Here is a 23,661-nt window from a genome sequence, read left to right as displayed (position 1 = left end):
ACGCCCCAAGGCTGACCAGTAGATCTGGCCATGGCCGCCGCGTACTTCACGGCGGGCACAGGCTGAGACATGGTGGCGATCATGCCTACCCTCGATTCCGCTGTAGCGGGAAATCAATGCCAAACTCATCCAGGATCCGCACGAGCCTACAGTTGCCAATACCCAGCTCAGCCGTGGTCCGGCATCTGGACTTGCCAGCATCACGCAGGGCAATGATCTTGTCGGCCAGGTCGCGATCCTTCTGGCTCGGTTCGGCATTTACCTTCGCCGGTCTGGCTGACTTAGGCGGGTTGAAGAATCTGAATCCGCCCCTCGCCGCTACGCCCCATAGAGCGGTCTTGGTTTCGCCCAGCAGCTTTGCGACCTCGCTGCAGGTCATGGTCTTGGCTAGCTCTTCAATCTGAGCTGTGCGGGCCTTGGCGCGGCTTTTGCGCTCGCCGCCGCGCTCCTGATTGACTGGCTTTGGCCGCTTTGGCTTTGGTTCGGGGTGCTTGCGCTGCCGAAATGGCACGTATTCGAAGCCCTCAAGCACCACAAGCTGGCCGCCAGACGCAAAGAAGGCCGCTTTGGCGGCCTCCAGGTCGATTGATGAGTTCACCCTTCACTCCTTTGCGCCTCGGTCAGGGCGGCATTGAGGTCTGCGGTTTGGCTTTCTGCTGGCTTGATCGAGAAGAAATCACCGACAGCTGCCTGGCCATTCTTGATGCTGTTGAACACGCCGCGCAGAGAGGCGATTTCCTCGGGCAGGATCTCGTCCAGGCTCTTGTTGAGGTAGGCGCGCAGGTGCTTCTCGGTCACGCCTTGCTGGGCGAATGCGTCGACCAGGGCGCGGACACGGTCAGCAAGTGGCAGGCTGGTATCGCCGGCCAGTGTCTTGCGGCACTGGAAAACGGCAGCTTCGACCAGATCCGGCGGTAGGATGGCCAGCAATCGTGCACGTAGGCGGCGACCGCCCATGTTCGCGGTGATCTCGTAGATGTCACGCTCTTCGGTCAGAGCTTGGCCACCGCCGCGCTTGTCACGGATGTGGCGAACGGTGAATTTCTGCGACGAGTAAGTGTTCGTCTCCAGGTCCCAGGCATAGGCCTCCATCTCACTGTTGCCTTGCTGGCGGCTCAGCTCGCGGATGCCGTACTCGATGTTGCCCCAGCACCTGGCCAGCTCTTCGGCAAGGCGGATAGAAGGGCCAGCTACGGTTTGTCCGCCACGCGGGTACGCGTACTCGCCGGAAGCTGCCAGGCTTGGCCGGCTGCACGAGTTCATGATCTTGCTGTAGGCCAGGGCCTCATCACGCGGGAATCGCTTGGCCAGCAGGAGCTTGCCCTGGGCTTCGGTGACGGCCCGGCTCTGTTCGATGTTCACCGTGCCGTGGTTGACGTGCTCCGCCATGCCACGTGGGGCGAATGGGTTTACCTCTGTCATAGCTTGTCCTTCGCCCAGTAGGGCAGCGTGAGGGTTTCGATGGCCGGCCACTCGTTGTGTCGAAGGCAGTCGGCGTAGACTTCGATGTTGCGGTGATACTCGGTTCGGCCAGCGGCCTTGGCCTCGAAGTCCATGGTGAACAGGCGAACTGGGTACTTGCCGCATTCAATGCTGGTGCTCACGACCAGGAACACGAACGCGGCCGGCGCCTCGCCAAAGTGCGCTGCGTAGCCGTCGCTGTAGTAGCTGTCCTGGACGTGGTAGCGGTAGTCATAGAACGACCGGGCGAACTTGCTCATGTCTGCCGTGGTCTTGAGGTCTAGAATCCAGCCAAGGCGCTCGATGGTCTTGTCTGGTCGGCAGCGGCACAGCACGCCCTCTCGCTCGTCGTTCCAGTAGATGCTGGCCTCGGCGTCGCCCTGCGTTTCGAGCAGGAACCTGGCATGCGGGTGGGCCATTACGCTGTCTCGGATCAGGCCAATCTTCCTTCCGTCCTCTGCCGACAGAACGGTCTGGCCGGTGAGCGTGGATTCGAACTCTTCCCACTTCTCTTTGCCGGCCTTGGTGTTGCGTGGCGCATCGGCTGGGCCGACTGCGTACTCAGCGGCGTAGCGGTCTGGCTCAAGCAGAAGGGCATGCACTGCATCACCTAGGTCCAGCGCCTTCTTCTTCTCGGGATCTTCCGGCGCCGCCTTGCTCCACTGGAACAGGGCCGGCGCCTTAGCGATCAGGTCGAGCTGCGACTTGGACACGCCTTCGCCGCCGTGGTACGCCTCATTGCTGAGGTCGCGGTAGTAGCCAGGTTGCATTATTGTTCCGCGCATCTTCTTGACCTCTTGTATTCACGGCGGCATTCACGATGGTAGAAATATCTAGCCGCCGGGTTGTGCACCATGTTGGACGTATCGTCATAACCCTTGCAGAATGGGCACTTCCTGTAATTTGCGTTTCCGCACGCCTCTAGAGCGTCCATTCGAACGTGAAGAAGCTTGTGATATTTGATATCAGGGCAGATCACTAGGTTTTCTGGGCGATTGTCCAGCCTGTTTCTATTTACATGGTGAACTTCTGAGCCTTTTGGAAGCTTCTTGCCGAGTACGCGCTCAGCAACAGCAATATGCTCTAGTACTTTTCGTCCGTTGAAATAGACGATCCTGTAGCCGCGCCCATTGATTGATCCTTTCTGCGTATTGGTTGCCGGAGAACTCTCTTGCGAGTTATTCATTTCGAATCCCTCTTTCTTTAAATCTAAAGCGCCAGGTCACCCAGGCACGGAGGTACGCTCCAGGCCCTGGCTGCGGTGGATGGTTGCGCGCTCTCGCCGCTTACGCTCCCGGATGGGTACGGTTATCCCCGATGGGGCCCGCCGGGCTCGGGTGCGTGTGATTCAGATGTACTCGATCTCTTCCTCATCCACGCTGATCGCGTAGGCGGGATAGAACTCGCTCAGCTCATTGCGGCGCGCTGCGGCGATGGCCTCTTCACGAGTCGGGAATTTGGCGATGTTGTCGTGCTCATCAACGATATTGATGAAATGGCCGTTGTTCTCGCGCAGGTCGATCAGGACAATCCAGGACATGCGAAACTCCCGCGCCATCCATGCGGTGGGCGCTGATGTGATGTTTAATGAGTGATGGAACCAGCCAGTGCGCTGGCGAGCATGAAGAAGGTGCAGGCGAAGAGCATGGAGAAGGAGCCTCGCCAGATGACCAGGCGGCGGGCGCGCTGGTAGCTGGTCATAGCTCCACCAGCCGGCCGCGAGGATCAACTCCCCAGTCGCCTTCCATGAACGCGCTGGTGTCGCGAGGTGGTTGTCGCCAGCTGCCTTTGACGGGGCATTCCAGCTCGCACACGAGGGTTTCGCGCGGTAGCTTGAGAACGTCTCCCAGGCCTTCGACCTGCTCGTCAATTAGCGTTTTCACGATTGGCGTTGTCATGCAGCCTCCTTGCGCCGATCGGCAATACGCCGGATGCGCTCGTAGTAGTGTTTGAACTCCTCTGCGTCGATGGCGAGGAGGGAGAAGTAGGCGACCACCAGGGTTTCGGCTTTGGCGTCATCCACCGGGCCAGAGCCCGGCAGAAGCATCGTCTCGATTGCGGCCTCGATGGCGCTTATGGCGATGCCGTGAGGGCTCATAGCCTTGCCTCGTCGGCGTCGTAGCTCAGGCCCTGGTCGACGTATTGCTCAAGCATTGCCTCGGCGATCTCGTACAGCTTGCCGTTTGCGTGATTGCTCTGGCCGACGATGTCCTCGACCATGCTTTTCACCGGGCCGCCGGTCAGGGCCTGCAGAAGAAGCTGGGCAAGGGCGGTGATGTCGTCCTGCTCGGCTTCCTGCAGCGACCGAAGGTGCTCGGCGACCTTGGCCACGAACTGCTCTTGGCGCACGCCCACCGGGCCGCCAAAACGCTGCGGGATCAGAACATCGCAGCCACCGACCAGCTCCTCGGCCTTGCTCTCGATCCAGTTCTGCGCGGCTTCCTGATACGCCGAGTCGTCTTCCGGCTCAGCATGGTCATACCGCCATTGTGCTGCTCGAAGTGTGCCCATGGTCGCCTCCAGGTGGTGGGTTACTTGATAACGATTGATGCCAGGTAGGCGCGCCATTCCTGAACGCGCTTTTCTGCCGCATCAAGCTCTGCGCCAAGGGCCTTGAGCGCGCCTAGGTGAATCATTTCTCGGCCTCGGATTAGCTTCCCTTGGTAGGTGCGGCTGTCGCACTCCGAAACCGCAACCGTCACGCCGTTGACCGTGACCGAATAGCCGCGCTGCCCGCAGTGATTGCGAACAGCGGCAAGTCGCTCTGCTGCGACCTTGTGGGCGGCCTCTGCTTTCTCCAGCGCTTGTGCGGCACTCACGACCGCATCCGTGTATTGGCTCATTGGCTTACCTCGCAACCGCATTGATCAGGTGACGGGCACCAGTGACCAAGCTGGGCGTGAAAAGCCAGCCCGGCACCTGTCGATGCGGTCGTATGTGAAGGGAAGGGGTGATGCAGATGGCCGTTGGCGAAACACCTACTGAGGTAGGTAAGGACCGATTCGGTGTGGTGCCCTGGCTATCAGGGCCGTGCATCTGCATCGGGTTTTGATCTGGCCGTACAGGTAATTGCCTGCGCTTAGCGGGTGACTATCAATGCGCCGATGTCGACGACTTACAAGGATAGTGTCCGCACCAAATCAAAACCCGATGCAGCCTGCGATGGGGAGCAGGGCATCGGGCCGTCTTTCCGGCTGTCAGGGATTACTGGCTTTCGACGGCGTCAGCCATGGCGCGAAGCTGGTCAGCACTGATGAAGATCGGCGCATCAGCGTCTTGCATGTCAATGCAAACGCCGAGCACGCGGCCCGGCATTTGAATGCCAGGCTCAATCTCAAGGTGCCCGCAGACCCAGGAGTTCTGATCCATCACTTGGTGGAAAATGTCGCTCATCGTCTTGCCCTCCAGGGCGGTTGATTTCCCGTCTGGCCCTGTCGCCAAGGCCAGCCAGTGAAATCAGACTGCGCGTTCCAGCTCGAGACATTGCTCGTAATGAGCCATCGCGATTGGCATGTGGTAGCTATCCAGCGGCCACTTGCTGACCTTGCAGCCTTGGCCTGCTGGGCAGTGGAAGACGAAAAGTTCGCCTTCGTTCTTGTCCATCCCCAGGCTCACCTGGGCACCGCTATCGAAGCGGTCTTGGATAATCGTGGTCATTCGAATTGCTCCAGTGGATTCCCCCTGATGCGCCCCGCTTGAGGCGCACCGAGAAATCGTCTGTTTCTCTCTCAGGCCCCGGTCGCTCACCCGGTATCGCGCTTCCTGCATCTGTCGAGGCATGCGCGCCGCTTGGATGCCGCTCTATTGCGGCACACCTGATCGCACCAGAGCCCTGTGGGGATGGTGGCCTGCTATGCCTGCAGGCTCGGCGGTCTTGGTTGTTAAAGAGCGGTGAGGCTTGAGGGCCTCCCGAGGGGCTGTGTAGCGCCTCGATGGGTGTAAATATGTACCAGTGGTTCACAGTCGTCAAGTACCAAAAGTACACATTTTTCTTGCGCCCACAAAAAAGCCCGCGCTAGGCGGGCTTCATGGGATTGGTGGATCACTCGTCAGGGCTTGGCTTGGCGATGAAGTCCTTCGGGATGTACGGAACTTTGGTCACCTTGCCGTCCTTCGTCTCGAAGGATACGGTCTTAGCGCCACTGAAGGCGGTGGCATGGCTGTAGATCCACATCTGGCCCTCTTCCCTGGATGTGACCATGTAGGGGTTACCCATGATCTCGTAGAGCTGATCCTCGGTCATGCCGACCTTAACCTGGCTGGCCTGGCCGAAGGTGAATGGTGTGCCGGCGCACCCAGCCAGAGCGACGACTACGGCAGCGAGAAGAAAGCGGTGGATGTGGCGAAGCATGGCGACCTCCCTGTGAATTGAGTCGCCATCCTACCACTCTGGCCATGAGCCATCACGCAGGCAAAGAAAAGCCCGCACGGGGCGGGCTATATCGAAAGGTTAGTGATCAGCTTCCAGGCGTGGCTTTCTGGCTTACCTTGAGCACCTCGACAGCCTTGTCCAGCGATCCCAGGGTGTCGGCGATCTTCTCAAGCTTCTGATTGGTAGCCTCCTGGGCTTTCACCATTGAGGCAATCTGTTCGTTCGTAATGCCTTGGGCCTTTTCCAATTGCCCCATACTGGTGAGCGCTGATCGCGAATGATCATCCAGCCTAGTGAAAGAGGAATTGGTATAGACAAACGAGCCACCAACTGCGGCAAAGACCAACGCCCCCAGGCCCAGAAGGGGCAGGGTGACCGACACAAATAGGTCTTTCCGGAAAGCACTCATAACTGTGATTCTTCCATGGATATAGGTTTGAGTATAGACCTCGCTGTCGGAGAATCCTTCATCGTCCATTACCAGGGGCTCGACCTCTACCTCGGCCGTCCGGTTTAAGATCTCGGTGAAAAATCCAGTGAAGTCACGCGGCGGGCGTCCAGGGCCCTCTCTGATCAGATCATAGAAATCATCGGCAACAGCATGCATCAGTGCGGTTCACTCATGAGTTTTCGCACCTTGTTGGCATGGAAGAACCGAGTATCACCACAGGTGTTGCAGGTCGCCGAGTAAAACCAGACGCCAAGCCCTTTTATGTGCGGGACAGGAGTGGACAGAATCCCAGCGGTACCACCCTCAGGGGCTGGAGCAGCCTCGTAGACGCCCTGTTTGCAGAACTCACATTGACGCCCTGGGCGAAGTCTTTCCATAAAGTCCCTGAGCGCGTTCCTGGGTATCTTCAGGTTCCTGACCCGCTCCTTGAAAAATTCGTCTTCAGCTTCATCATCTGGGCTCTGATCATCGTCAGCCATGAGCTGCTCCTTGGCTATGCTGGCTTAAGTTGTAATCGCTGCTACGCGTTTTTTCTGTGCTGCTACAGGTCGCCGCCACGCCGGCCAAGCTGGCCAGCGAATAGGTACTACTCGGCTTTTTTCCGCTCAATCCGCCCCGCCTTCACCTCTTCCCCATACCCCACCAACCTATCCTCCCCAGCCTGCATAACCTGGCAGATCCTGATCACTGCCTGGGCGTCATGCTCGTTTCCGGCCAGGCTCAGTCGTTCAGCAATCCGCATCAGCTCGACCGCCGACCATTTCAGGTCAGAGGCCAGGCCCTGAAGGTCGCGGCGGAGTTCTTGGTTGGGCTTGGTTAGGGGCATGGCTAGACCTTCTTCACATTGCCGGAAAACCGGTCTGAGATCTTCTCTGCGCCGCCGAGCTTCTCGACGATCTCTGACCAAGGCTCCCGTAGACACTCCTGCAAGATGGCTTCGCAACGCTCATTTGGGCCATCAATGCCTTCGGCTAGCTGTCTGATCGAGAGCAGAAAACGGTGAAAATCGCTTCCGTGCGTAGGCACGGGGCCAATCTCAGATGCCATTTGCGAGAAAGGAACCATGCGGTCAGAAAATTCGGTTTGGGGAATCCATATCCCTTGCCACTCTTCGCAGATGAAGATTGGAGGTGGTGCTGATCGATCCCAGTAGGTCTCGCCGTGTCGCTCAAGGACGCAATATGGTGTCCTCAGCTGCATGGTTGCGGCAAACATGAAGTACGTGACGATTTCGTCAGGCCACGCCTGATCCCCGGACCTGTACTCCATGAGCTAGAGGACTCCGCCGCGCCAAATTACGCGACCAAGGATGCGGTGCTCATGGATCTCTCCATCTGGCACTTTCAGGTCTGCATAGAGCGCTTTGTCCGGGTTATCGCTACGGATGATCCATCCTTCCAGGTCAGAGAAAATGAGGCGCTTGACGATTGCCCCCTTGTTCTCGCTGAAGAGGGCGAAAACCTGCCCGTCGACGGGGTCGATTCTCGACTCATCGATCAGTAGTACATCGCGATCACTGATGGTTGGCTCCATGCTTGAGCCTTGGGCATAAATTACCTTTAGGTTTTTCGGGTTGAGGCTCATGAATCGAATCCACTCGCGCTTGAACGCCAGCGTGCCCCTAACCTCGACGTGATCATTGGACTGGCCGGGGCCTGCTGAAACCAGAGCGGTGTACTGCTTGATGTGGACGTAGGTGTCTTCCTCATCCTCTTCAGTGGGGAATGCCGGTACGTCCGCTGGCTGAGATGCCAGCTGCTTCGCAGGCATTTGATCACCGTCGCGCATGGCGCCACGCCCGTACTCCAGCCACTCCACTCGCACCTTGAGGGCTGACGCCAGGGCAAGCATCTTGGCGCCGCCCGGCATCGATTCTCCGTTCAGCCACTTGCTGCTGGCCTTCGGCGTAACGCCGGCAAGTTTCGCAAGACGAGCACCAGCGCCCCACGACGGGATGTCGTTGGCGAGCAGGGCTTCCCTCAGGCGCGCCGCGAAGGCTGCGCGTATTTCTTCTATCTGAACCATAGGTTCAATATCGCACGCACTTGCATGTACTTTCAGTTCCGACATAATATGTACTGACAGTTCATATTTCGTTTGGAGGCCCCATGCAGGAGCTCAAGAAGGCAATCGATGACGCAGGCGGCGTAACTGCTGTTGCGCTCGCTTGCGGGAAAACGCCGCGCGCCGTCTACAAGTGGCTCACCGCTGGCTGCCTCCCGCGCACCGAATACACCGGCGAGACCAGCTACGCGGAAAAGATCGCAGCTCTGGCAAAAGCGAATGGAAAGCCGCTCAAGGCTCAGCGCCTTCTGGCTGCCACCGCGCCAACCAAGACAGCCGCCTAACCAATTTCAACCGCAAGGAGCAGTACCCCTATGGGATTCAAAGACCCCCTGACACAGCGCCGGGACCTGGCCAGAAAGGTTCGCTTGTACCCGTTGCTCGATCGGCAGCTTCAGCGAGCCGCCCACAAGGCTCGCCGCGAGTACGCAACCTACCTGTTCGAGATGCTTGAGTGGGCCGCTGTGAATGGCGGCATCGAAGCCCTCATGCCTGACGATCTGAAGGATATCGCGGGCTAGAGGCCCTCAGGAGGGCACGATGGAATTTTGTGAAGAGAACGTGCCGCCAGAGACCAGAGCCAAGATTCATCGCCTGATGGAAGCCAGGGGTTGGACGTTTGAGGAGGCCGTGAATGAGGTCTTGCTCGAAGCAATTACGTCCGGCGCAACGGTATTCGTAGGAAGGCGAAAGGCACCGGTTCTGGAGCTGGTGGGACTGAAGAGGCCCTCTACCGGATAGGTGAGGCCCTCACATAGGGGCTGAAGAGACCCTCAAATGGCAGGCACAAAAAAACCACCGGGCAGGGTGGCTTCTTGTACTGCATTCGTAACGCTTGTGTGAGGTCATCATATATGCACCAGACCATCCAAAGCAATACCGTGGCCTTCGCGCCACAAAATGCGAACCACGATTTCGTGGCACGGACAGTAAACCTGTTCAATTTCGAGGGGTTCGACGTTCGTGTCGTGCTCGTTGATGGTGAGCCTTGGTTCTCTGCCCGTGATGTGGCTGAAGGTCTTGGCTACTCCAATCCACAGAAAGCAGTGCGCGACCACTGCAAAAGCCCGCGCCCGGTGGGGGTGAACGATTCGTTCACCCTTGGCCCGTCGGCAAACATCATCCCCGAGCGTGACGTCTACCGGCTGGTAATGCGCTCGAAGATGCCTCAAGCCGAACGCTTCGAGGAATGGGTGGTGAGCGAAGTGCTGCCCAGCATTCGCAAAACGGGTGGCTATACCGCCCCCGCCCAGCCCGCCGACCTCAGCAAGCTGGAAATCCTCCAGATGGCCCTGGAGTCGGAGAAAGCCCGCGTCCTGCTCACCGTCCAAGTCGAGGCCCAGGCCAAGAAGATCGACCACCTGGAAAACCTGTTCAAGGAAGGCATGAGCCACGTTCAGTTCTGCAAGGGCCTGAATGGGGTCAACGTGATGCAGGTTGGCCATTTCCTTGAAGGCCGCAGCTGGCTCTACAACGAGAGCAAGTCCGGTACCCGCTACCGCGTAGCCGCGTACGCCCGCGACAAGTACATGACCGAGCACCAGCAGGAGATCACCCCGCACGGGAAGGAGGCGTTCATCAGCTACACGCCGATCCTGCTGCGCAAGGGCGCCGTGCGCCTGTACGAACTGTACCTGGCCGGCGAGCTGCCCATGAAGAAAAACTGGGATGGGCTGCACACCCACGACAAGGCCGTGCGGGGTGCAGCATGAATCCAGAATTCCACACCGAAACGCACCGCGTCGCGCGCAAGCGTCACACCTGCACCGAATGCCGGGGCTACATCGAGCCAGGCGACCGCTATGAGTTCGTTACCGGCCTTTGGGAAGGCGACGTGTCGACCTACAAGACATGCGCGCACTGCGAGGCTGCGCGTGACTTCTACGTCAACGATCTAAATTCGACTGAGTACCGCGATGCCGAATTCGGCGCCTACTGCTACAGCGAGGTCCGCTGCGATCTGGAGGAGGCTGCGAATGATATTCCACCGGGGACCGGACTGAAGTTCAGGGCATACCGGCATGTCGTGGGTATGTGGCGGCGTGGTGCTGCAGCCAGGGCGGAGCGCGCAGCATGAGCATGGAACTGATGGTCAAGGCCATGAAGACCAAGGTCGGCAACCCGCTGCGCAAGCTGGTGCTGATCAAGCTTGCCGACAACGCCAACGACATGGGTGAGTGCTGGCCGTCGTACCAGCACGTCGCCGATCAGTGCGAGATCAGCAAGCGCTCGGTAATGAACCACATCAACACCCTGTGCGGTGCCGGCCTGTTGCGCAAGGAGATCCGCAAGGGCGGACCGAAGGGTAACTCCTCGAACGTCTACTACCTGACTTTGAGTGGTGCAGCAGATTCACTAGGGGTAGTGCAGCAGATTCACCAGGGTAGTGCAGCAGGTTCACCCCCTAGTGCAGCAGATTCACTAGGGGGTAGTGCAGGAGCTGCACCCAGAACCAGTCACTCTTTTGAATCAGTAAAGGAACCAGTCACTGAACCAGTTGCGACCCAGGCTGAAGCCGTGGTCGCGGAGGGTATCGTGGTTCCGTTTACGGCTCAGCAACCGCGCTGCGAGATCCCGGCAGATATGCCAGGGCCGAAGGACCAGTCCTGCAAAACCTTCAAGGCCTGGGCCAACTACGCCATGGCTTATCGCAAGCGCTACCACGCGTGGCCGGTATGGAACGCCAAGGCAGGCGGGCAGGTTGGGCAGCTGATCAGCCGCCTCGGGATCGACGTGGCTCACCATGTGGCCGCGTACTTCCTGACGATCAACGACGCCCGGTTGATCAACGGCTGCCACAACCTGGGCGACCTGCTGGCCAAGGCCGAGGCCTACCACACCCAGTGGGTCACCAACCGCCAGATGAACGCCACCACTGCCCGCCAGCAGGAGCAGACCCAGGCGAACATGAACGCGGCGCAGGAAGCGGCTGACGCGATCCGCAACGGCCAGGGAGGTAAGCGCAATGCTTTCCTCTGACCAGCAAGCCGAACTGGCCGTGGCCATCTGCGCCACTGCCGAGGCAATGGGGCAGGCAATCAGCGCTGGAGGCGCTCAGCTCATCGCTGAGGACCTTTCGGCCTATGAGCCTGGCGTGATCATCGGTGCACTGCGTGCGTGCCGCAGAGAGCCAGCCGGCCGCCTTTCGCTTGGGATGGTGCTCAAGCACATCCACGCGGCCGACACCCGCCCCGGAAAGGATGAGGCGTGGTCGATTGCCCTGGCGGCCAGTGACGAGCATGAAACGGTCGTGCTCACCACAGAAATCCGCCAGGCCATGATCGCCTCCGCTCCAATCCTTGAGGCCGGCGACAAGATCGGCGCCCGGATGGCCTTCATGAGCGCCTATGAGCGGCTTGTCAGCTTCGCCCGCGCCGAGGACCAGCCCGCCAAGTGGGAGGTGTCGCTGGGTTACGACGCCGGCCGCCGGGTAGTGGCGATCGAATCCGCAGTCCGCGCCCAGCTCATCAGCCACGAGACCGGGACCAAGTACCTTGCTGACCTGCGCATTGCGCCCATCACCCAAGACGGCGAGGCCATTGCCGGCCTGCTCACCGGTGAGGTTCGCGCCCAGGCCAGCCCCAAGGTGCGGGAGAAGATCGCTGAAGTGCGCTGCATCCTTGAAGCCGCCAAGGCCAAGAAAGACCGCCAGCGCGCCAAGGAAGCCCAGCGCCGCCGGGTCGACACCTACCTACGCAAGCGGCAGACACGGGTCGCCATTGCTCAGTTGAACATCAAGCGCGCCGGGCAGCCGGCCGGGGAGGGGATGTGATGTGTACCTGGGCTGAAACAGAAAAGCTCGACGGCTCCGGCGACGTGGTCACGAGCGTTTACGAACTGGCTCGCTCCTTTGGCTGCCAGCCCTCCGATCTGGTGAGCCTTTCCGGGCGGGCGCTGGATGAGGATGAGTGCCTGTGCGATCTGGACGAGGCCGCCACAGGCAAGAAGCTGGGCTACGCCGTTTCGTACCCGGACGAGCGATTTGACGTGCTGTTCACGCAGGAGGCGCACTGATGGACACCAACAAGATGCGCGAGCAGTTCGAGGCAGCCTTCATCGCAGAGCAGGTGGCCAAGTTCGGCGAAGGGTTCAGGGATTCTGCCATTCATCTCCTCAAGCGGGACGGCGCTTTCCTCACCAATCCATCGTTCTACGAGGTGCGCAGGCGTGAGCAGGGAATGTACGACAACTACTGGGTAGAGATGGTCTGGTGGGCCTGGCAGGCCTCCCGCGAGGCCGTTGTGGTGGAGCTTCCTAGTCCGTCAGGCATAGCTGCCGACGGAATGGGCGCTTTCGCTGCTTGCAGGCACGCCATCGAGGCCCAGGGCTTGAAGGTCGAGGTGATGCCATGACCATCGACAAAGAGAAGCTGAAGGCACTGGCCGAGGCTTCTGGCAGCGATGAATGGTATGCCGCTGGCGATCTGCGCTATTGCGACGACAAGACCGGCGAAACCCATGGCCTGCACCATGATGACGGCCGATTCATCGCCGCTGCCAGCCCTGCGGCCATCCTGGCCCTGCTTGCGGAGATCGAGCGGCTGACCAAGTTTGAAGATTGGTTTGTTCGACTGGATCAGGTCGAGCAATCGCTAGCTGCCTCGTTCAAGGCCGAGCGCGACCAGCTCAAGGCCGAGAACGAAGACTACAAGTCCGGGCAGGAGCGCTATGAGCAGATCATTGAAGATCTCAAGGCCGAGATCGAGGCGCTGCGCAAGGCCTTGGGCGAAATCAGCGGCCAGGTTGACGGAAATATCAGATGCGCTGTCCGTGACGTAGTGAACTGCCGAGGCGATGTGCAGGACATCTACGGCTACTGCGACAACATTGACGAGATCATTGAGGCGGCCATGGCCAAGGAGAAGAGCCATGACTGACCTATTCATCACAGCCTGCCTGCTGATGTGTGCCTCTGCAGGATACGCCATGGGCTGGGCTGTCGGCACAAACTGGCAGTTGAAAAAGCTGCTGCCCGAACTGCGCGACCTGCGCGAAGAGGTCGGCAAGCTGAAGCTCCTGGCTCGCATGAAGGGGGTGGACCTTGACTGACTTCGTGATGCACAGCATGGCCGACGCCAATCGTCTCTTCGTCATCCTGCAGGCCCAGGACTTCACCCGGCCCAAGAAGATCGTGATCAAGGACCAAGACCGCAGCAGTGAGCAGAACAAGAAACTGCACGCCTGCCTGTCCGATATCGCCAAGCAGGTCGAGCACGCCGGCAAGAAGTGGGACGTCCTGATCTGGAAGCGCCTCCTGACGGCCGCCTGGCTTCGCGAGAGCGGCGAGAAGCCGCAGATGATCCCTGCGGTAGACGGTAACGGCTTCGACGTCGTGTACGAGCGCACAAGCAGGCTGAGCGTGAAGCAGTGCGCGAGCCTGCTTTTGTGGATCGAAGCCTTCGGTGCCGAGCATGGCGTTCGGTGGAGTCAGAAGGATCTGTGGGAGGGCCGGTATTGAACAATCACAAGGAATGCGAATGTCACCGCTGCATAGCTGAGAAGCGATTGGGCACTGAGGTTCTGGGTATCTGGATATCCCTGGCCAGCACCAAGATGATTCTGTGCCCGGTATGTGGCTGCAAGCGCTGCCCCCATGCGAGTGATCACGACCTGGCATGCACCGACAGCAACGAGCCCGGCCAGCCTGGGAGCGTGTACCAATGACCACCCTGAAAACACCGAAGCCGAAAAAGTGCAAGGCGCCAGGCTGTGGGAAGCCCTTCAAGCCAACCATGACCACGCAGAAGGTGTGCAGCATCGCCTGCGCCAAGGCAATGGCTAAGGACCCGAAGCTGCAGAAGATCGCGGCCAAGGCCATCACCAAGCAGGCCCGCCAGGACCTGCAGGAGCGCCGGGAGAAGCTGAAGAGCCGAGCCGAGTACGCCAAGGAAGCCCAGGCAGCGATCAATCGCTACGTGCGCCTGCGGGACGCTCACCTCGGGTGTATCAGCTGCAGCAAGCCCGCTTCGTGGCAGGGTCAGTGGCATTGCTCGCACTTCCGTAGCGTCGGCGCCGCCCCGCACCTGCGCTTCAACCTCTGGAACATGAACAAGTCCTGCAGTGCCTGCAACAACTTCCTGAGCGGAAACATCATGGTCTATCGGCCTGCGCTCATAGAGAAGATCGGCCAGGCCAAGGTTGATTGGCTCGAGTGCAACAGCGACGTCGCTCGTCACGACATCCCATATCTGAGGCGAGTCAAGGCGGTGTTCAGCAAGAAAGCGCGGCGCCTCGAAAAACGGCTGGAGGAGGTTTGCTATGGGTAGCGAGGTAATTCCGCTCAGGACCTTTGTGGAGCACCGCTCAGGGGCAAACCGGTCGATGGGTGTATTCCAGTGCTGCACATGCAGCGTCGAGTTCTCGTCGCGCATGGATCGCTTGAAGTCCATGACTGGGTGCTGTCCGCCCTGCGCCAACAAGCGGGGAGGGCGCACGCGCTCCACGCACGGCCTCAACAACGCCAACAGTCGACTCCACGTCACCTGGGCAAACATGAAGCGACGCTGCCTCAGCCCTCGGGGTTCGGAGGTGGAGAAGTATGCCGGCGTCACCCTCTGTGATGAGTGGATGAGCTTCGAGCCGTTCATGGAGTGGTCCCTGGCGAATGGCTACACCGACCAACTGACCTTGGACCGTATTGAGTCGAGCAAAGGGTATTGCCCAGATAACTGCCGGTATGCCGATTACAACGTCCAGGCCGCCAACCGCCGGCTTACCGACAAGAACACAAGCGGCCATGTTGGCATCTCGTGGGACAGAGGGCGGTGGGCGGCAAAGGTGCAGTGGCAACGAAAGCAAATTCACCTCGGAAGATTCAGAGATATCGCCCAGGCCATCAAAGCCAGGAACGATTATCTCGACCTTCACGCGCTGCCGCACAGGAGGTCTTGATGCGATGAGACAAGCAACCATCGAAGACCTGCAGGCCATCAAGACCCTGTACAGGAAGAAACTCCGCGACCTAAAGAGGGCAGCAGCATGACCTGGACTATCCAAGACACCGCCGGCCTCATCCTGCTGGCCATGACCATCACCTCCACCTGGTGCGTTCTACGCGGCCAGTTGATCGCAAACCGCCGCAAGAAGGAGAGCGACCGATGCAACTGAACAGCGCACGCCAGGCTTGGCACGACTGCCTCTACACGGCGTGGGATAGCCAAGGCGCATTCATCGAACAGTTGGGCCTATTGGGCACCATGGTCCAGACGACCGAGAAGCAGCGGAAGGCAAGCCATGCAGTGCACCAGGCCCTTGCCGGTGGCGTGCAGGCGGCTATCGCAAGGCTAACCGGATACATCCAGGCCTTCGGGCATTTCATGTATTCGCCACGGGTGTCTGCCGACATGCAGGAAACGGCAGAGGAATCGATTTTCATCATGGTGATGCAACGATCGCCACGCATGACTGCCGCCAAGCGCGAGAAGCTGGAGTACGTGGTGAAGGGCGTTATGGCCCGGTACCGGTACATGCACCAGGGCGGACAGTCTGCAAATGATGACCCTCTGGGATCGCCTGAAGGGTTCAGGGCTTGGCTGGATGCGCACTACGGGGTGAGGCTTGAGTCTTCGAACTGGGAGCGCGACTGGGGCGGTTTTGTGAACCTGGCCTTTGAGTGCTGCGAGGATCTGGACAAGCAGGCGCTGAGCCCGGTGGCGGCCGCAATTTACGAAATGCGCAGTGCCGCTTGAGGCCCTATTGCGTTCCCGTGCGGCTGGTGATACCGTATCGCCACTGTTAAAGTTTTGCCTTTGGCAAACATCCCAAAGAAGCCCGGCCATTGAGCTGGGCTTTTTTGTGCGCGCAAGAAACGCAACTGCAGCCAGGGCAGGCCCTAACGGGACAGCCTGGACACTGCTAGCCGGTAGTGTGGTGTACGGAAAAAACACCGGCAGCCCGCGCACCCATGACCTCACTGTGCTGGTGGGTGGCGCGAGGCCTGAACGGCGAGACTGGTGCAATGGGGTGCCAGCGTCGGGATGGCCTTTGGTGGGCGGCGTGGGAAGACACGCAAACGCGGGTAGCGCAGGTCGCTAGACAGCCTTCCAAGCTGACGATCGGGGTTCGATTCCCCGTATCCGCTCCAATCATTGGCAAGTAGCACAGCGGTAGTGCTCCCGGCTGTTAACCGGGTGGTCGTAGGTTCGAATCCTGCCTTGCCAGCCAAATTGGCCCGAAGCATTGAAGGTTGATGCGTTCGGCTCATAACCGAGGGAAGAGGGTTCAAGTCCCTACGGGCCAACCAGGCATGGCGCGTCGAGCGTCTGCGGCCAGTCGCATTCGATGCGGAGCCAAAAAAGACTCGACCAGGCCGGGGGCGGAGCCCGGCGCCAATTCGCCGTCATAGCTCAGCTGGCAGAGCATCCGCCTTGTAAGCGGAGGGTCCAGGGTTCAAATCCTTGTGTCGGCACCAATTCGTTATGTGCTGCTCCGCACACTTGCCCGAGCCCAATGAGGGCCTCAATCGGGACTTTTCTTCTAGGAACCACTCATGGCCGAACCAGCAAGCACGACTGCCGGCGTCCTGCTGGTGAAGTACGGCGTGATCATTGGCGGCTTCGCAGGAGCGATCCTCTCGCTGACCTTCCTGCGCGGCCTCACCCGGGGCCAGGCGGTCGCCGCCTTCTTCACCGGCTTCGCATCGGCGGTCTTCTGCACCCCGCTCGCCATCAGCTACTTCAGCCTTGGCACGAGCGGAGAAACCCAATACGGCGTGGCCTTTCTGATAGGCCTCCTGGCAATGAACATCATCCCAGTTCTGAAGTCACTGGTAGGACAGTTCGGTGCCAAAGGAGCTACCTGATGAACACGACCCTCATGTCGGCAATGGCCGCTACGGACGCATTCCTGTGCGTCCTGGTGGTCATCGCCGCCTGCGACTACCTACGGCGCGTTCGCCCCATAGACCAGCCGATGCTGTCGGTTGCGTTCTACCTGGTCGCCATTGGCGCATTCGGGTCGTTCCTGGCGGCAATGCAGGTCCACATGATCAGCCCCTTCACCGTGATGATTCACGCCGGCATCGTGCTGTATGCGTGGGCAAGGCGAGGGCACTTGTTCGTGACTCGCTGAGGCGCGCCACAAAATAGAAATGCGCCGTTTCGTGGCGCGGGAGTGAGCATGAGCAGGCCGATACCACCTGCCGACCTGCTCGAATCGCTCTGGCTTACCCTGCGCCCTGCCACCGGTGTGTGGGATTGGGTCCAGTCCGAGATCCTCGCAGACACCGGAAGCATCCATAACCCAGAGCATGCCCACCTGATGGACGCCAACATTGGCGTGCTGTGGGCGTCCAGCGGGGTCGCCAAGCAGGGGCGGGTCGTCCTTGGCCAGGCTGAGCAGCTGATGTTCAGGGCGGGTGGCTGGCAGAAGGCCCGCCAAGAGCAGCAGATGCGGGAGTGGTTCGGCGAGGAGCCGGACTACCTCATCACCCTGGCCGCCGACTACTGCTCCCAGTGCACCGATGCTGAGTTCTGCGCCCTGGTCGAACACGAGCTGTACCACATAGCCCAGGCTACCGACGAGTTCGGCGCACCCAAGTTCAGGCAGGACGGGATGCCTAAGCTCTACCTGCGTGGCCACGACGTCGAAGAATTTATCGGGGTGGTGAGGCGCTACGGTGCCAGCGAAGACGTACAGCAGCTGATCGACGCTGCAAGTCGGCCGCCCGAGGTGGCCAAAATCAACATTGCGAGGGCCTGTGGAACCTGCCTGCTGAAGTCGGCGTAGTTTTGACAGGCGCTTGACGGAACCCAATCTATGGCAGCCCTGAGCAACGAGGTGAAGGCCTTCATCGTTCAGGCGCTGGCCTGCTTCGATACGCCATCTCAGGTGGCAGAGGCCGTCAAAAACGAATTCGGGATCGAGGTAAGCCGCCAGTCGGTAGAGAGCCACGATCCAACCAAACGCGCGGCACAGCGCCTGGCTAAGCGCTGGGTGGTGCTCTTCGAAGACACCCGCAAGCGTTTCCGCGAGGAGACGGCAGAGATACCAATCGCCAACCGAGCCTATCGCCTCCGCACCCTGGGCAGGATGGCGGAGAAGGCCGAGAACATGCGCAACCTCGCCCTGACTGCCCAGCTGCTGGAGCAGGCAGCCAAAGAGGTCGGCGATGTCTACGTGAACCGTCAGACCAAGGCAGACGTACCGCAGGACAACCAGGTGCCGACCAGCATCCGGGTCGAGGTAGTGAACGCGAGGAAGCCAGATGCCGACGCTTAACGTCCCGCAGGCGCGCTTTCTCCAGATGGAACACAAGTTCCGTGGCTTCGTGGCCGGGTTCGGCTCCGGCAAGACCTGGGTAGGCTGCGCAGGCATCTGCAAGCACGTGTGGGAGTGGCCCCGGATCAACTCCGGCTACTTCGCGCCGACCTACCCGCAGATTCGCGACATCTTCTTCCCGACCATCGAGGAGGTCGCCTTCGACTGGGGCCTTAAGGTCAAGACGAAGGAGAGTGACAAGGAGGTCGAGTTCTACAGCGGCGGCCAATACCGCAGCACAACCATCTGCCGCTCGATGGAGAAGCCGCAGACCATCGTCGGCTTCAAGATCGGGCACGGCCTGGTCGATGAACTCGACGTTTTGCCCAAGCTAAAGGCTGAACACGCCTGGCGCAAGATTATCGCCCGGATGCGCTACAGCGTGCCCGGGCTCAAGAACGGTGTAGACGTCACCACGACCCCCGAGGGGTTCAAGTTCGTCTATCAGCAGTTCGTGAAGCAGCTGCGCGAGAAGCCGGCGCTGAACGACATGTACGGCCTGGTCCAGGCCAGCACGTTCGACAACGAACTGAACCTGCCGCCGGACTACATCCCGTCGCTGAAGGAGTCGTACCCAGAGCAGTTGATCATGGCCTACCTGAACGGCCAGTTCGTCAACCTGACGTCTGGGACGATCTACACCGCCTACGACCGCAAGCTCAACGGCAGCCAGGAGACTATCCAGCCTGGCGAGGCTCTGTTCATCGGCATGGACTTCAACGTCGGCAAGATGTCGGCAATCGTCCATGTGAAGCGCCTGGGTCTGCCGCACGCGGTGGACGAGATCATCAACGGGTACGACACGCCCGACATGATCAAGCAGATCAAAGAGCGCTACTGGCTCTACGACGGCAACGACTACCGCAATACTCGCCAGATCCGGGTCTATCCGGACGCCTCGGGCGACTCTCGCAAGTCCGTCCGGGCCAGCGAGACCGACATCTCCCTGCTCAAGCAGGCCGGCTTCATCGTCTCGGCCCCCGGCGCAAACCCGCCGGTCAAGGATCGCATCAACTCCATGAACGCCATGTTCTGCAACGCAGCAGGGCAGCGCCGCTACCGCATCAACGCCGACAAGTGCCCGACCTATGCCGATGACCTTGAGCAGCAGATCTGGGGCGACAACGGCGAGCCGGACAAGAAGCAGGGCAACGACCACCGGCCCGACGCCGGCGGCTACTTCATCCACAAAGAGTACCCAATCAACAAGTACTCCCTCGCAGGTGTTTCCTAATGGGCGTAGTCCGATACCTCAGCGACAAGCTGGTGAACCTGGTGGCGCACCTGGGCACCGAGCGCGACAAGGCATCGGGCTCGACGTATGCGCCGGTGATCCTGACCGACGAGCAGCTGATCAATGCCTACCGGGGCGCTTGGTTGCCGCGAAAGATCGTGGACATCCCGGCCCTGGACGCAACGCGCCGGTGGCGGGCATGGCAGGCTGACAAGGCCCAGATCGAGAAAATCGAGGCTGAGGAGGTTCGCCTTGACCTTCGAGCCAAGGTGAAGCAGGCCATGACCCGGGCCCGACTGTTCGGCGGGGCGGCCATCTTCATCGGCACGGGAGAAACGAACACTGCGGCGCCGCTGAACCCTGAGCGAATCCAGTCAGGCGGCCTCAAGTACCTGGCCGTCATGAATCGCCGGCAGCTGTCCCCGACCGAGATCGAGCAAGATCCCCAGTCGGAGCGCTTCGGCAAGCCCAAGGCCTACCGCCTGGCTGATAGCCAGCTGGAGATCCACCCATCACGCCTGGTGATCTTCTCCGGGGCAGAGCATCCCGACCCTGACCTGGCCCCGGCCAACATCTTCGGCTGGGGTGATTCGGTCCTCCAGGCGATTTTCGAAGCAATCAAGCAGTCGGATGGCACCATGGCCAACGTGGCCAGCCTGGTGTTCGAGGCCAAGGTCGACGTCATCCGCATCCCTGACTTCATGCAGAGCCTGCAGGACGACGGATACCGCAAGCAGGTGCTGGAACGCATCACCCTGGCAGCCACTGCCAAGGGCATCAACGGTGCGCTGCTGCTGGACAAGGAAGAGGAATATGAGACGAAGTCGGCGAGCTTCGGCACGTTGCCTGACATCATCGACCGATTCCTGCAGGCCGTATCCGGTGCGGCCGACATTCCGGCTACCCGTTTGCTCGGGCAGTCGCCTTCCGGCCTGAACTCCACCGGCGAGGCCGACCTTCGCAACTACTACGACCGCATCCAGGCGCTGCAAGAACTGGACATCACCCCGGCCCTGAAGCTGCTCGATGACTGCCTGATCCGCTCGGCGCTTGGCTCCAGGCCGACCCAGATCCACTACGTGTGGAACCCTCTCTGGCAGCCGACGGCGAAAGAGCGGTCCGAGATCAGCAAGCAGACGGCCGAGACCGTCAAGATCCTTGGCGAAACGAAGCTCTGGCCTGAAGACGCGCTGAGCAAGGCAGCTACCACGCTGCTGGTCGAGCAAAGCGTTCTGCCGGGCCTTGAGGCGGCAATCGCCGAGTTCGGGGCGGAGCTGCCTGACGAAGAAGAGCCAGACGACGCTACGGCCACGCCCTGAGGTAAACCATGCACATCACTGACACAGTCAGCCTGGGCGACACCAGGCTGAACGATTCCGGCTACCTGGAAGCTTTTGCGCTCACTGCGCGCACCGGCATTCAGCAGTACCTAGGCGCCGAAGTAGGTCGGCCTGACCTGAAGGTCGTGAACGTCTACCGCGACGAGAAGGAGGTCTTCTCCAAACGCTCGCTGGAGTCGTTCTCCAAGATCCCGATGACCAACGACCACCCGGGCCAGCCGGTCACGGCCGCCAACTGGAAGCAGGTGGCCGTGGGCACCACTGGCGACGAGGTTCTGCGCGACGGCGAGTACCTGAAGATCGGCCTGAAGATCACCGACGGTGACGCCGTAGCCGCGGTGCAGGCCGGCAAGCGCGAACTGAGCGTGGGCTACAGCTGCGAACTGGTCTGGGAGGACGGGGAAGCCCCGGACGGCACCAAGTACCAGGCCAAGCAAACCAACATCATCGCCGACCACATCGCCATCGTTCAGCGCGGGCGGGCCGGCAGCCGGGCAAGCATTGGCGATTCCTGGCCACAACACACCCCAACCCCCGAGGAAAAACCCATGACCCTGAAGACGGTTACCGTCGACGGCATCCCGGTTGAAGTAACCGACCAGGGCGCCGTTGTCATCGCCACCCTGCAAGGCCGCCTGGCCGACGCCGCCACCAAGCTCAGCACCACCGAGGCTGCGCACGCCACTGCAATGGCAGCCAAGGACGCTGACCTGGCCAAGAAGGATGCCGAGATCGACGACCTCAAGTCCAAGCAGATCACCGACGCGCAGATCGACGAGCGCGTGAAGGCCCGCGGCGACCTGATCGCCAAGGCCAAGGCCATCCACGACGGCGACTACGCCGGGAAGAGCGATGCCGAGATCCGCAAGGCCGTGGTCATCGCCAAGATCGGTGACGCTGCCATCGCCGGCAAGACCGATGCCTACATCGATGCGCGGTTCGACCTGCTGGTCGAGGACGCCGCCAAGGACCCGGTCCGCCAGCACCTGATCAATCAGGACGGCAGACCGCCGAAGCCCAATGACAATGGCCAGCAGGCCTACGAGCAGCGTCTGAACGACGCCTGGAAAGGGGGTGCCAAGTAATGGCCGTTCAAACCAGCTACACCGCGACCATTCGCGCCGGCCTGCCGGGCATGATCGTGGACATGATCTCGAAGACCCTGATCTCCCGAACCGTTGAGGCTGCTGGAGGCTTGGCGTTCGGCGTCCCGGTTATCCAGGGCACTGCCGATAAGGCTGGCCGCGCTGCCACCACCGGCGACACCGCTGCCAAGTTCGTCGGCATCAGCGTCCGCGATCGCTCGGTCAAGGCCGAGGCCAACCAGTACAGCCAGTACGAATCGGCCCGCGTGATGACCAAGGGCGCCATCTGGGTGACGGCTTCCGTGCAGGTAGCCGCTGGTGACCCGGTCTACTTCGTGCCGGCCACCGGCGTCTGGACCAACGTGGCCACCAGCAACGTGCTGGTCGCGAACGCCCGCTTCGACACCAGCACCACCGGTGCCAACCAACTCGCTCAAGTCCGCCTGGGCTAAGGAGAAACCATGCGACACATTCAGCTCCTCGATGCTCAGGCCGCCCTGGGTTTCGTGGTATCCCAGACCTCGTACATCGAGCGTCAGGTGAACGAGATCGTCTATGCGGACATCCAGTACCCGCAGCTGATCCCGGTCGACACCTCGGCCCCCGAGTGGATCAAGACCGTCACCTACTACTCGGCCGACAAGGTCGGTAAGGCCGACTGGATCAACGGCAATGCCGATGACATCCCGCTGGCCAGCACCGAGCGCTCGAAGTTCGAGACCCAGATCCACATGGCTGGTATCGGCTACGGCTACGGCCTGGAAGAGATCAGCCAGGCGCAGATGCTCGGCATCAACCTGACCGCTGATGACGCCATGGCGGCCCGCCGGGCCTACGAGGAAATGGTCGACCGCGTTGCCCTGCTGGGTGACTCGTCGAAAGGCTTCTCAGGCCTGTTCAACTTCCCAGGCGTCACCGCCGGCACCGCCGTCACCGGCAACTGGGCTACCGCGACCGCCGACCAGATCCTGGCCGACGTGAACACCGCCCTGACTGTGCAGGCCCAGGGCACGCTGTTCACTGCGTTCTCCGACACCCTGCTGCTGCCGTACAGCAAGTTCCTGTTGCTGGCCACCCGCAAGGTGAACGAGCAGGGCCTTGAGTCGATCCTGACCTACCTGCAGCGCAACAACGTGTACACCGCGCAGACCGGTCGCCCGCTGATGATCAAGGGTCTGAACGGCCTTGACACCGCCGGCGCAGGCAGCACCGCACGCATGATCAGCTACCGCCGTGACCCTTCGGTCCTGAAGATGCACATCCCGATGCCTCACCGCTTCCTGCCTGTGTACCAGGCCGGCCCGATCCGCTGGGAAGTGCCGGGCATCTTCCGCCTGGGCGGCGTGGACGTTCGCCGTCCTGCCGAAGTCCGCTACACCGACGGAATCTAAGGGGGTC

The 23,661-nt window shown here is 60.7% G+C and carries 41 protein-coding genes, 4 tRNA genes and 1 pseudogene; 29 read left to right on the top strand and 17 right to left on the bottom strand.

Going from position 1 to position 23,661, the window contains the following annotated elements:
- Nucleotides 1-85 precede the first annotated feature (85 nt).
- From QME24_RS03270 to QME24_RS03190, 17 genes are all read right to left on the bottom strand, one after another.
- Entirely contained in the window at nucleotides 86-598 is a 513-nt protein-coding gene (locus QME24_RS03270; RefSeq protein ID WP_281690781.1) for a hypothetical protein, read from the bottom strand.
- Complete coding sequence (locus tag QME24_RS03265) at nucleotides 595-1,422, bottom strand: hypothetical protein (RefSeq protein ID WP_280091225.1); 828 nt, start codon at nucleotides 1,420-1,422, stop codon at nucleotides 595-597. Before QME24_RS03265 ends, QME24_RS03270 begins: the two co-directional genes overlap by 4 nt.
- Complete coding sequence (locus QME24_RS03260; protein WP_280091224.1) at nucleotides 1,419-2,231, bottom strand: PD-(D/E)XK nuclease-like domain-containing protein; 813 nt, start codon at nucleotides 2,229-2,231, stop codon at nucleotides 1,419-1,421. Before QME24_RS03260 ends, QME24_RS03265 begins: the two co-directional genes overlap by 4 nt.
- On the bottom strand, nucleotides 2,231-2,647 hold the full coding sequence (locus tag QME24_RS03255; protein ID WP_280091223.1) for an HNH endonuclease signature motif containing protein: 417 nt from the start codon (nucleotides 2,645-2,647) through the stop codon (nucleotides 2,231-2,233). Before QME24_RS03255 ends, QME24_RS03260 begins: the two co-directional genes overlap by 1 nt.
- 162 nt (nucleotides 2,648-2,809) lie before the next feature.
- Complete coding sequence (locus QME24_RS03250; protein ID WP_137188662.1) at nucleotides 2,810-3,001, bottom strand: hypothetical protein; 192 nt, start codon at nucleotides 2,999-3,001, stop codon at nucleotides 2,810-2,812.
- Between the two features lie 157 nt (nucleotides 3,002-3,158).
- Nucleotides 3,159-3,359 (bottom strand): hypothetical protein, encoded by a 201-nt coding sequence (locus QME24_RS03245; protein WP_099816090.1) that lies wholly within the window; start codon nucleotides 3,357-3,359, stop codon nucleotides 3,159-3,161.
- Complete coding sequence (locus QME24_RS03240) at nucleotides 3,356-3,559, bottom strand: hypothetical protein (protein ID WP_280091222.1); 204 nt, start codon at nucleotides 3,557-3,559, stop codon at nucleotides 3,356-3,358. Before QME24_RS03240 ends, QME24_RS03245 begins: the two co-directional genes overlap by 4 nt.
- A complete protein-coding gene (locus tag QME24_RS03235; protein WP_280091221.1) occupies nucleotides 3,556-3,972 on the bottom strand; it encodes a hypothetical protein in 417 nt (138 codons plus the stop codon). Before QME24_RS03235 ends, QME24_RS03240 begins: the two co-directional genes overlap by 4 nt.
- A gap of 20 nt (nucleotides 3,973-3,992) precedes the next feature.
- Nucleotides 3,993-4,304 carry a hypothetical protein gene (locus QME24_RS03230; protein ID WP_280091220.1) on the bottom strand — a complete coding sequence of 104 codons (312 nt, stop codon included), beginning with the start codon at nucleotides 4,302-4,304 and terminating at the stop codon, nucleotides 3,993-3,995.
- A 361-nt stretch (nucleotides 4,305-4,665) separates the two neighbouring features.
- A complete protein-coding gene (locus tag QME24_RS03225) occupies nucleotides 4,666-4,854 on the bottom strand; it encodes a hypothetical protein (protein ID WP_280091219.1) in 189 nt (62 codons plus the stop codon).
- 63 nt (nucleotides 4,855-4,917) lie between these two features.
- A complete protein-coding gene (locus QME24_RS03220) occupies nucleotides 4,918-5,118 on the bottom strand; it encodes a hypothetical protein (RefSeq protein WP_280091218.1) in 201 nt (66 codons plus the stop codon).
- A gap of 385 nt (nucleotides 5,119-5,503) precedes the next feature.
- Nucleotides 5,504-5,812 (bottom strand): outer membrane protein assembly factor BamE, encoded by a 309-nt coding sequence (gene bamE / locus QME24_RS03215; RefSeq protein ID WP_232858308.1) that lies wholly within the window; start codon nucleotides 5,810-5,812, stop codon nucleotides 5,504-5,506.
- 106 nt (nucleotides 5,813-5,918) lie between these two features.
- Nucleotides 5,919-6,440 carry a hypothetical protein gene (locus QME24_RS03210; RefSeq protein ID WP_281690780.1) on the bottom strand — a complete coding sequence of 174 codons (522 nt, stop codon included), beginning with the start codon at nucleotides 6,438-6,440 and terminating at the stop codon, nucleotides 5,919-5,921.
- On the bottom strand, nucleotides 6,440-6,763 hold the full coding sequence (locus QME24_RS03205) for a hypothetical protein (protein WP_099816102.1): 324 nt from the start codon (nucleotides 6,761-6,763) through the stop codon (nucleotides 6,440-6,442). The genes QME24_RS03210 and QME24_RS03205 overlap by 1 nt, the downstream gene beginning before the upstream one ends.
- Nucleotides 6,764-6,870: 107 nt before the next feature.
- A complete protein-coding gene (locus QME24_RS03200; RefSeq protein ID WP_260776765.1) occupies nucleotides 6,871-7,110 on the bottom strand; it encodes a hypothetical protein in 240 nt (79 codons plus the stop codon).
- Nucleotides 7,111-7,112: 2 nt separating this feature from the next.
- The gene (locus QME24_RS03195) at nucleotides 7,113-7,553 is read right to left on the bottom strand and encodes a hypothetical protein (protein WP_281690779.1); all 441 of its coding nucleotides are present in this window, start codon (nucleotides 7,551-7,553) and stop codon (nucleotides 7,113-7,115) included.
- Nucleotides 7,554-7,556: 3 nt separating this feature from the next.
- Nucleotides 7,557-8,354: a LexA family transcriptional regulator gene (locus tag QME24_RS03190; protein WP_260776763.1), complete on the bottom strand. Its 798-nt coding sequence runs from the start codon at nucleotides 8,352-8,354 to the stop codon at nucleotides 7,557-7,559.
- Nucleotides 8,355-8,392: 38 nt separating this feature from the next.
- Here QME24_RS03190 and QME24_RS03185 point away from each other — a divergent pair, with 38 nt between their 5' ends.
- The 29 genes and pseudogenes from QME24_RS03185 to QME24_RS03045 all read left to right on the top strand — a co-directional run bounded on the left by QME24_RS03185 (nucleotide 8,393) and on the right by QME24_RS03045 (nucleotide 23,654).
- A complete protein-coding gene (locus QME24_RS03185; RefSeq protein WP_054572365.1) occupies nucleotides 8,393-8,632 on the top strand; it encodes a hypothetical protein in 240 nt (79 codons plus the stop codon).
- Nucleotides 8,633-8,662: 30 nt separating this feature from the next.
- Entirely contained in the window at nucleotides 8,663-8,869 is a 207-nt protein-coding gene (locus tag QME24_RS03180) for a hypothetical protein (RefSeq protein WP_019751332.1), read from the top strand.
- Between the two features lie 333 nt (nucleotides 8,870-9,202).
- Nucleotides 9,203-10,060, top strand: a complete 858-nt coding sequence (locus QME24_RS03175; RefSeq protein ID WP_044039727.1) for a BRO family protein — start codon at nucleotides 9,203-9,205, stop codon at nucleotides 10,058-10,060.
- Nucleotides 10,057-10,425, top strand: a complete 369-nt coding sequence (locus QME24_RS03170) for a hypothetical protein (RefSeq protein WP_024086962.1) — start codon at nucleotides 10,057-10,059, stop codon at nucleotides 10,423-10,425. Before QME24_RS03175 ends, QME24_RS03170 begins: the two co-directional genes overlap by 4 nt.
- The gene (locus tag QME24_RS03165; protein WP_031324594.1) at nucleotides 10,422-11,327 is read left to right on the top strand and encodes a helix-turn-helix domain-containing protein; all 906 of its coding nucleotides are present in this window, start codon (nucleotides 10,422-10,424) and stop codon (nucleotides 11,325-11,327) included. Before QME24_RS03170 ends, QME24_RS03165 begins: the two co-directional genes overlap by 4 nt.
- The gene (locus tag QME24_RS03160) at nucleotides 11,314-12,120 is read left to right on the top strand and encodes a hypothetical protein (RefSeq protein WP_024086963.1); all 807 of its coding nucleotides are present in this window, start codon (nucleotides 11,314-11,316) and stop codon (nucleotides 12,118-12,120) included. The genes QME24_RS03165 and QME24_RS03160 overlap by 14 nt, the downstream gene beginning before the upstream one ends.
- On the top strand, nucleotides 12,120-12,362 hold the full coding sequence (locus QME24_RS03155; protein WP_015269578.1) for a hypothetical protein: 243 nt from the start codon (nucleotides 12,120-12,122) through the stop codon (nucleotides 12,360-12,362). The genes QME24_RS03160 and QME24_RS03155 overlap by 1 nt, the downstream gene beginning before the upstream one ends.
- Nucleotides 12,362-12,700 carry a hypothetical protein gene (locus QME24_RS03150; RefSeq protein WP_281690778.1) on the top strand — a complete coding sequence of 113 codons (339 nt, stop codon included), beginning with the start codon at nucleotides 12,362-12,364 and terminating at the stop codon, nucleotides 12,698-12,700. Before QME24_RS03155 ends, QME24_RS03150 begins: the two co-directional genes overlap by 1 nt.
- Nucleotides 12,697-13,224, top strand: a complete 528-nt coding sequence (locus QME24_RS03145) for an ead/Ea22-like family protein (protein ID WP_281690777.1) — start codon at nucleotides 12,697-12,699, stop codon at nucleotides 13,222-13,224. The genes QME24_RS03150 and QME24_RS03145 overlap by 4 nt, the downstream gene beginning before the upstream one ends.
- Nucleotides 13,217-13,396 carry a hypothetical protein gene (locus QME24_RS03140; protein ID WP_070086165.1) on the top strand — a complete coding sequence of 60 codons (180 nt, stop codon included), beginning with the start codon at nucleotides 13,217-13,219 and terminating at the stop codon, nucleotides 13,394-13,396. The genes QME24_RS03145 and QME24_RS03140 overlap by 8 nt, the downstream gene beginning before the upstream one ends.
- Nucleotides 13,389-13,805 (top strand): recombination protein NinB, encoded by a 417-nt coding sequence (locus QME24_RS03135; RefSeq protein WP_281690776.1) that lies wholly within the window; start codon nucleotides 13,389-13,391, stop codon nucleotides 13,803-13,805. The genes QME24_RS03140 and QME24_RS03135 overlap by 8 nt, the downstream gene beginning before the upstream one ends.
- Nucleotides 13,806-14,007: 202 nt before the next feature.
- A complete protein-coding gene (locus QME24_RS03130; protein ID WP_281690775.1) occupies nucleotides 14,008-14,613 on the top strand; it encodes a recombination protein NinG in 606 nt (201 codons plus the stop codon).
- Entirely contained in the window at nucleotides 14,606-15,238 is a 633-nt protein-coding gene (locus QME24_RS03125; protein WP_281690789.1) for a hypothetical protein, read from the top strand. The genes QME24_RS03130 and QME24_RS03125 overlap by 8 nt, the downstream gene beginning before the upstream one ends.
- Before the next feature lie 7 nt (nucleotides 15,239-15,245).
- Nucleotides 15,246-15,329: pseudogene (locus tag QME24_RS03120) on the top strand (ninG protein); the annotation flags it as partial.
- Nucleotides 15,326-15,454, top strand: coding sequence for a hypothetical protein (locus tag QME24_RS03115; RefSeq protein WP_281690774.1), 129 nt, complete (start codon nucleotides 15,326-15,328; stop codon nucleotides 15,452-15,454). The pseudogene QME24_RS03120 and the gene QME24_RS03115, both read left to right, overlap by 4 nt.
- Nucleotides 15,445-16,035 (top strand): hypothetical protein, encoded by a 591-nt coding sequence (locus tag QME24_RS03110; protein WP_281690773.1) that lies wholly within the window; start codon nucleotides 15,445-15,447, stop codon nucleotides 16,033-16,035. Before QME24_RS03115 ends, QME24_RS03110 begins: the two co-directional genes overlap by 10 nt.
- Before the next feature lie 325 nt (nucleotides 16,036-16,360).
- Nucleotides 16,361-16,430, top strand: a tRNA-OTHER gene (locus QME24_RS03105).
- 5 nt (nucleotides 16,431-16,435) lie between these two features.
- Nucleotides 16,436-16,510, top strand: a tRNA-Asn gene (locus QME24_RS03100).
- Nucleotides 16,511-16,513: 3 nt separating this feature from the next.
- Nucleotides 16,514-16,589, top strand: a tRNA-Ile gene (locus QME24_RS03095).
- A 92-nt stretch (nucleotides 16,590-16,681) separates the two neighbouring features.
- Nucleotides 16,682-16,757 (top strand) — tRNA-Thr (locus tag QME24_RS03090).
- Nucleotides 16,758-16,835: 78 nt separating this feature from the next.
- Nucleotides 16,836-17,147 (top strand): hypothetical protein, encoded by a 312-nt coding sequence (locus QME24_RS03085; protein ID WP_016711287.1) that lies wholly within the window; start codon nucleotides 16,836-16,838, stop codon nucleotides 17,145-17,147.
- Nucleotides 17,147-17,416 (top strand): hypothetical protein, encoded by a 270-nt coding sequence (locus QME24_RS03080; RefSeq protein ID WP_137188302.1) that lies wholly within the window; start codon nucleotides 17,147-17,149, stop codon nucleotides 17,414-17,416. Before QME24_RS03085 ends, QME24_RS03080 begins: the two co-directional genes overlap by 1 nt.
- A gap of 48 nt (nucleotides 17,417-17,464) precedes the next feature.
- A complete protein-coding gene (locus tag QME24_RS03075) occupies nucleotides 17,465-18,073 on the top strand; it encodes a putative metallopeptidase (RefSeq protein ID WP_281690772.1) in 609 nt (202 codons plus the stop codon).
- Between the two features lie 30 nt (nucleotides 18,074-18,103).
- A complete protein-coding gene (locus tag QME24_RS03070; RefSeq protein ID WP_196184847.1) occupies nucleotides 18,104-18,565 on the top strand; it encodes a DUF2280 domain-containing protein in 462 nt (153 codons plus the stop codon).
- Nucleotides 18,552-19,838, top strand: a complete 1,287-nt coding sequence (locus tag QME24_RS03065; RefSeq protein WP_281690771.1) for a terminase family protein — start codon at nucleotides 18,552-18,554, stop codon at nucleotides 19,836-19,838. Before QME24_RS03070 ends, QME24_RS03065 begins: the two co-directional genes overlap by 14 nt.
- Nucleotides 19,838-21,157 carry a phage portal protein gene (locus tag QME24_RS03060; protein ID WP_281690770.1) on the top strand — a complete coding sequence of 440 codons (1,320 nt, stop codon included), beginning with the start codon at nucleotides 19,838-19,840 and terminating at the stop codon, nucleotides 21,155-21,157. Before QME24_RS03065 ends, QME24_RS03060 begins: the two co-directional genes overlap by 1 nt.
- A gap of 8 nt (nucleotides 21,158-21,165) precedes the next feature.
- Nucleotides 21,166-22,263, top strand: coding sequence for a DUF2213 domain-containing protein (locus tag QME24_RS03055; protein WP_281690769.1), 1,098 nt, complete (start codon nucleotides 21,166-21,168; stop codon nucleotides 22,261-22,263).
- Complete coding sequence (locus tag QME24_RS03050; RefSeq protein WP_281690768.1) at nucleotides 22,263-22,715, top strand: hypothetical protein; 453 nt, start codon at nucleotides 22,263-22,265, stop codon at nucleotides 22,713-22,715. The genes QME24_RS03055 and QME24_RS03050 overlap by 1 nt, the downstream gene beginning before the upstream one ends.
- A 9-nt stretch (nucleotides 22,716-22,724) precedes the next feature.
- Nucleotides 22,725-23,654, top strand: a complete 930-nt coding sequence (locus QME24_RS03045; protein ID WP_281690767.1) for a major capsid family protein — start codon at nucleotides 22,725-22,727, stop codon at nucleotides 23,652-23,654.
- Nucleotides 23,655-23,661 lie beyond the last annotated feature (7 nt).

It is taken from the genome of Pseudomonas sp. PARCl1 (genome assembly GCF_947311875.1).
GTDB classification, from domain to species: domain Bacteria; phylum Pseudomonadota; class Gammaproteobacteria; order Pseudomonadales; family Pseudomonadaceae; genus Aquipseudomonas; species Aquipseudomonas juntendi.
The sequence above is the reverse complement of the archived record's forward strand: the minus strand, read 5'-3'. Positions and strand labels throughout refer to the sequence as shown.

Bases quoted from the DNA above. Each gene is read 5' to 3' on its own strand.
- QME24_RS03265 (WP_280091225.1), bottom strand. From the start codon at position 1,422: ATGACAGAGGTAAACCCATTCGCCCCACGTGGCATGGCGGAGCACGTC.
- QME24_RS03260 (WP_280091224.1), bottom strand. From the start codon at position 2,231: ATGCAACCTGGCTACTACCGCGACCTCAGCAATGAGGCGTACCACGGC.
- QME24_RS03255 (WP_280091223.1), bottom strand. From the start codon at position 2,647: ATGAATAACTCGCAAGAGAGTTCTCCGGCAACCAATACGCAGAAAGGA.
- QME24_RS03250 (WP_137188662.1), bottom strand. From the start codon at position 3,001: ATGTCCTGGATTGTCCTGATCGACCTGCGCGAGAACAACGGCCATTTC.
- QME24_RS03245 (WP_099816090.1), bottom strand. From the start codon at position 3,359: ATGACAACGCCAATCGTGAAAACGCTAATTGACGAGCAGGTCGAAGGC.
- QME24_RS03240 (WP_280091222.1), bottom strand. From the start codon at position 3,559: ATGAGCCCTCACGGCATCGCCATAAGCGCCATCGAGGCCGCAATCGAG.
- QME24_RS03235 (WP_280091221.1), bottom strand. From the start codon at position 3,972: ATGGGCACACTTCGAGCAGCACAATGGCGGTATGACCATGCTGAGCCG.
- QME24_RS03230 (WP_280091220.1), bottom strand. From the start codon at position 4,304: ATGAGCCAATACACGGATGCGGTCGTGAGTGCCGCACAAGCGCTGGAG.
- QME24_RS03225 (WP_280091219.1), bottom strand. From the start codon at position 4,854: ATGAGCGACATTTTCCACCAAGTGATGGATCAGAACTCCTGGGTCTGC.
- QME24_RS03220 (WP_280091218.1), bottom strand. From the start codon at position 5,118: ATGACCACGATTATCCAAGACCGCTTCGATAGCGGTGCCCAGGTGAGC.
- bamE (WP_232858308.1), bottom strand. From the start codon at position 5,812: ATGCTTCGCCACATCCACCGCTTTCTTCTCGCTGCCGTAGTCGTCGCT.
- QME24_RS03210 (WP_281690780.1), bottom strand. From the start codon at position 6,440: ATGCATGCTGTTGCCGATGATTTCTATGATCTGATCAGAGAGGGCCCT.
- QME24_RS03205 (WP_099816102.1), bottom strand. From the start codon at position 6,763: ATGGCTGACGATGATCAGAGCCCAGATGATGAAGCTGAAGACGAATTT.
- QME24_RS03200 (WP_260776765.1), bottom strand. From the start codon at position 7,110: ATGCCCCTAACCAAGCCCAACCAAGAACTCCGCCGCGACCTTCAGGGC.
- QME24_RS03195 (WP_281690779.1), bottom strand. From the start codon at position 7,553: ATGGAGTACAGGTCCGGGGATCAGGCGTGGCCTGACGAAATCGTCACG.
- QME24_RS03190 (WP_260776763.1), bottom strand. From the start codon at position 8,354: ATGTCGGAACTGAAAGTACATGCAAGTGCGTGCGATATTGAACCTATG.
- QME24_RS03185 (WP_054572365.1), top strand. From the start codon at position 8,393: ATGCAGGAGCTCAAGAAGGCAATCGATGACGCAGGCGGCGTAACTGCT.
- QME24_RS03180 (WP_019751332.1), top strand. From the start codon at position 8,663: ATGGGATTCAAAGACCCCCTGACACAGCGCCGGGACCTGGCCAGAAAG.
- QME24_RS03175 (WP_044039727.1), top strand. From the start codon at position 9,203: ATGCACCAGACCATCCAAAGCAATACCGTGGCCTTCGCGCCACAAAAT.
- QME24_RS03170 (WP_024086962.1), top strand. From the start codon at position 10,057: ATGAATCCAGAATTCCACACCGAAACGCACCGCGTCGCGCGCAAGCGT.
- QME24_RS03165 (WP_031324594.1), top strand. From the start codon at position 10,422: ATGAGCATGGAACTGATGGTCAAGGCCATGAAGACCAAGGTCGGCAAC.
- QME24_RS03160 (WP_024086963.1), top strand. From the start codon at position 11,314: ATGCTTTCCTCTGACCAGCAAGCCGAACTGGCCGTGGCCATCTGCGCC.
- QME24_RS03155 (WP_015269578.1), top strand. From the start codon at position 12,120: ATGTGTACCTGGGCTGAAACAGAAAAGCTCGACGGCTCCGGCGACGTG.
- QME24_RS03150 (WP_281690778.1), top strand. From the start codon at position 12,362: ATGGACACCAACAAGATGCGCGAGCAGTTCGAGGCAGCCTTCATCGCA.
- QME24_RS03145 (WP_281690777.1), top strand. From the start codon at position 12,697: ATGACCATCGACAAAGAGAAGCTGAAGGCACTGGCCGAGGCTTCTGGC.
- QME24_RS03140 (WP_070086165.1), top strand. From the start codon at position 13,217: ATGACTGACCTATTCATCACAGCCTGCCTGCTGATGTGTGCCTCTGCA.
- QME24_RS03130 (WP_281690775.1), top strand. From the start codon at position 14,008: ATGACCACCCTGAAAACACCGAAGCCGAAAAAGTGCAAGGCGCCAGGC.
- QME24_RS03125 (WP_281690789.1), top strand. From the start codon at position 14,606: ATGGGTAGCGAGGTAATTCCGCTCAGGACCTTTGTGGAGCACCGCTCA.
- QME24_RS03115 (WP_281690774.1), top strand. From the start codon at position 15,326: ATGACCTGGACTATCCAAGACACCGCCGGCCTCATCCTGCTGGCCATG.
- QME24_RS03110 (WP_281690773.1), top strand. From the start codon at position 15,445: ATGCAACTGAACAGCGCACGCCAGGCTTGGCACGACTGCCTCTACACG.
- QME24_RS03085 (WP_016711287.1), top strand. From the start codon at position 16,836: ATGGCCGAACCAGCAAGCACGACTGCCGGCGTCCTGCTGGTGAAGTAC.
- QME24_RS03080 (WP_137188302.1), top strand. From the start codon at position 17,147: ATGAACACGACCCTCATGTCGGCAATGGCCGCTACGGACGCATTCCTG.
- QME24_RS03075 (WP_281690772.1), top strand. From the start codon at position 17,465: ATGAGCAGGCCGATACCACCTGCCGACCTGCTCGAATCGCTCTGGCTT.
- QME24_RS03070 (WP_196184847.1), top strand. From the start codon at position 18,104: ATGGCAGCCCTGAGCAACGAGGTGAAGGCCTTCATCGTTCAGGCGCTG.
- QME24_RS03065 (WP_281690771.1), top strand. From the start codon at position 18,552: ATGCCGACGCTTAACGTCCCGCAGGCGCGCTTTCTCCAGATGGAACAC.
- QME24_RS03060 (WP_281690770.1), top strand. From the start codon at position 19,838: ATGGGCGTAGTCCGATACCTCAGCGACAAGCTGGTGAACCTGGTGGCG.
- QME24_RS03055 (WP_281690769.1), top strand. From the start codon at position 21,166: ATGCACATCACTGACACAGTCAGCCTGGGCGACACCAGGCTGAACGAT.
- QME24_RS03050 (WP_281690768.1), top strand. From the start codon at position 22,263: ATGGCCGTTCAAACCAGCTACACCGCGACCATTCGCGCCGGCCTGCCG.
- QME24_RS03045 (WP_281690767.1), top strand. From the start codon at position 22,725: ATGCGACACATTCAGCTCCTCGATGCTCAGGCCGCCCTGGGTTTCGTG.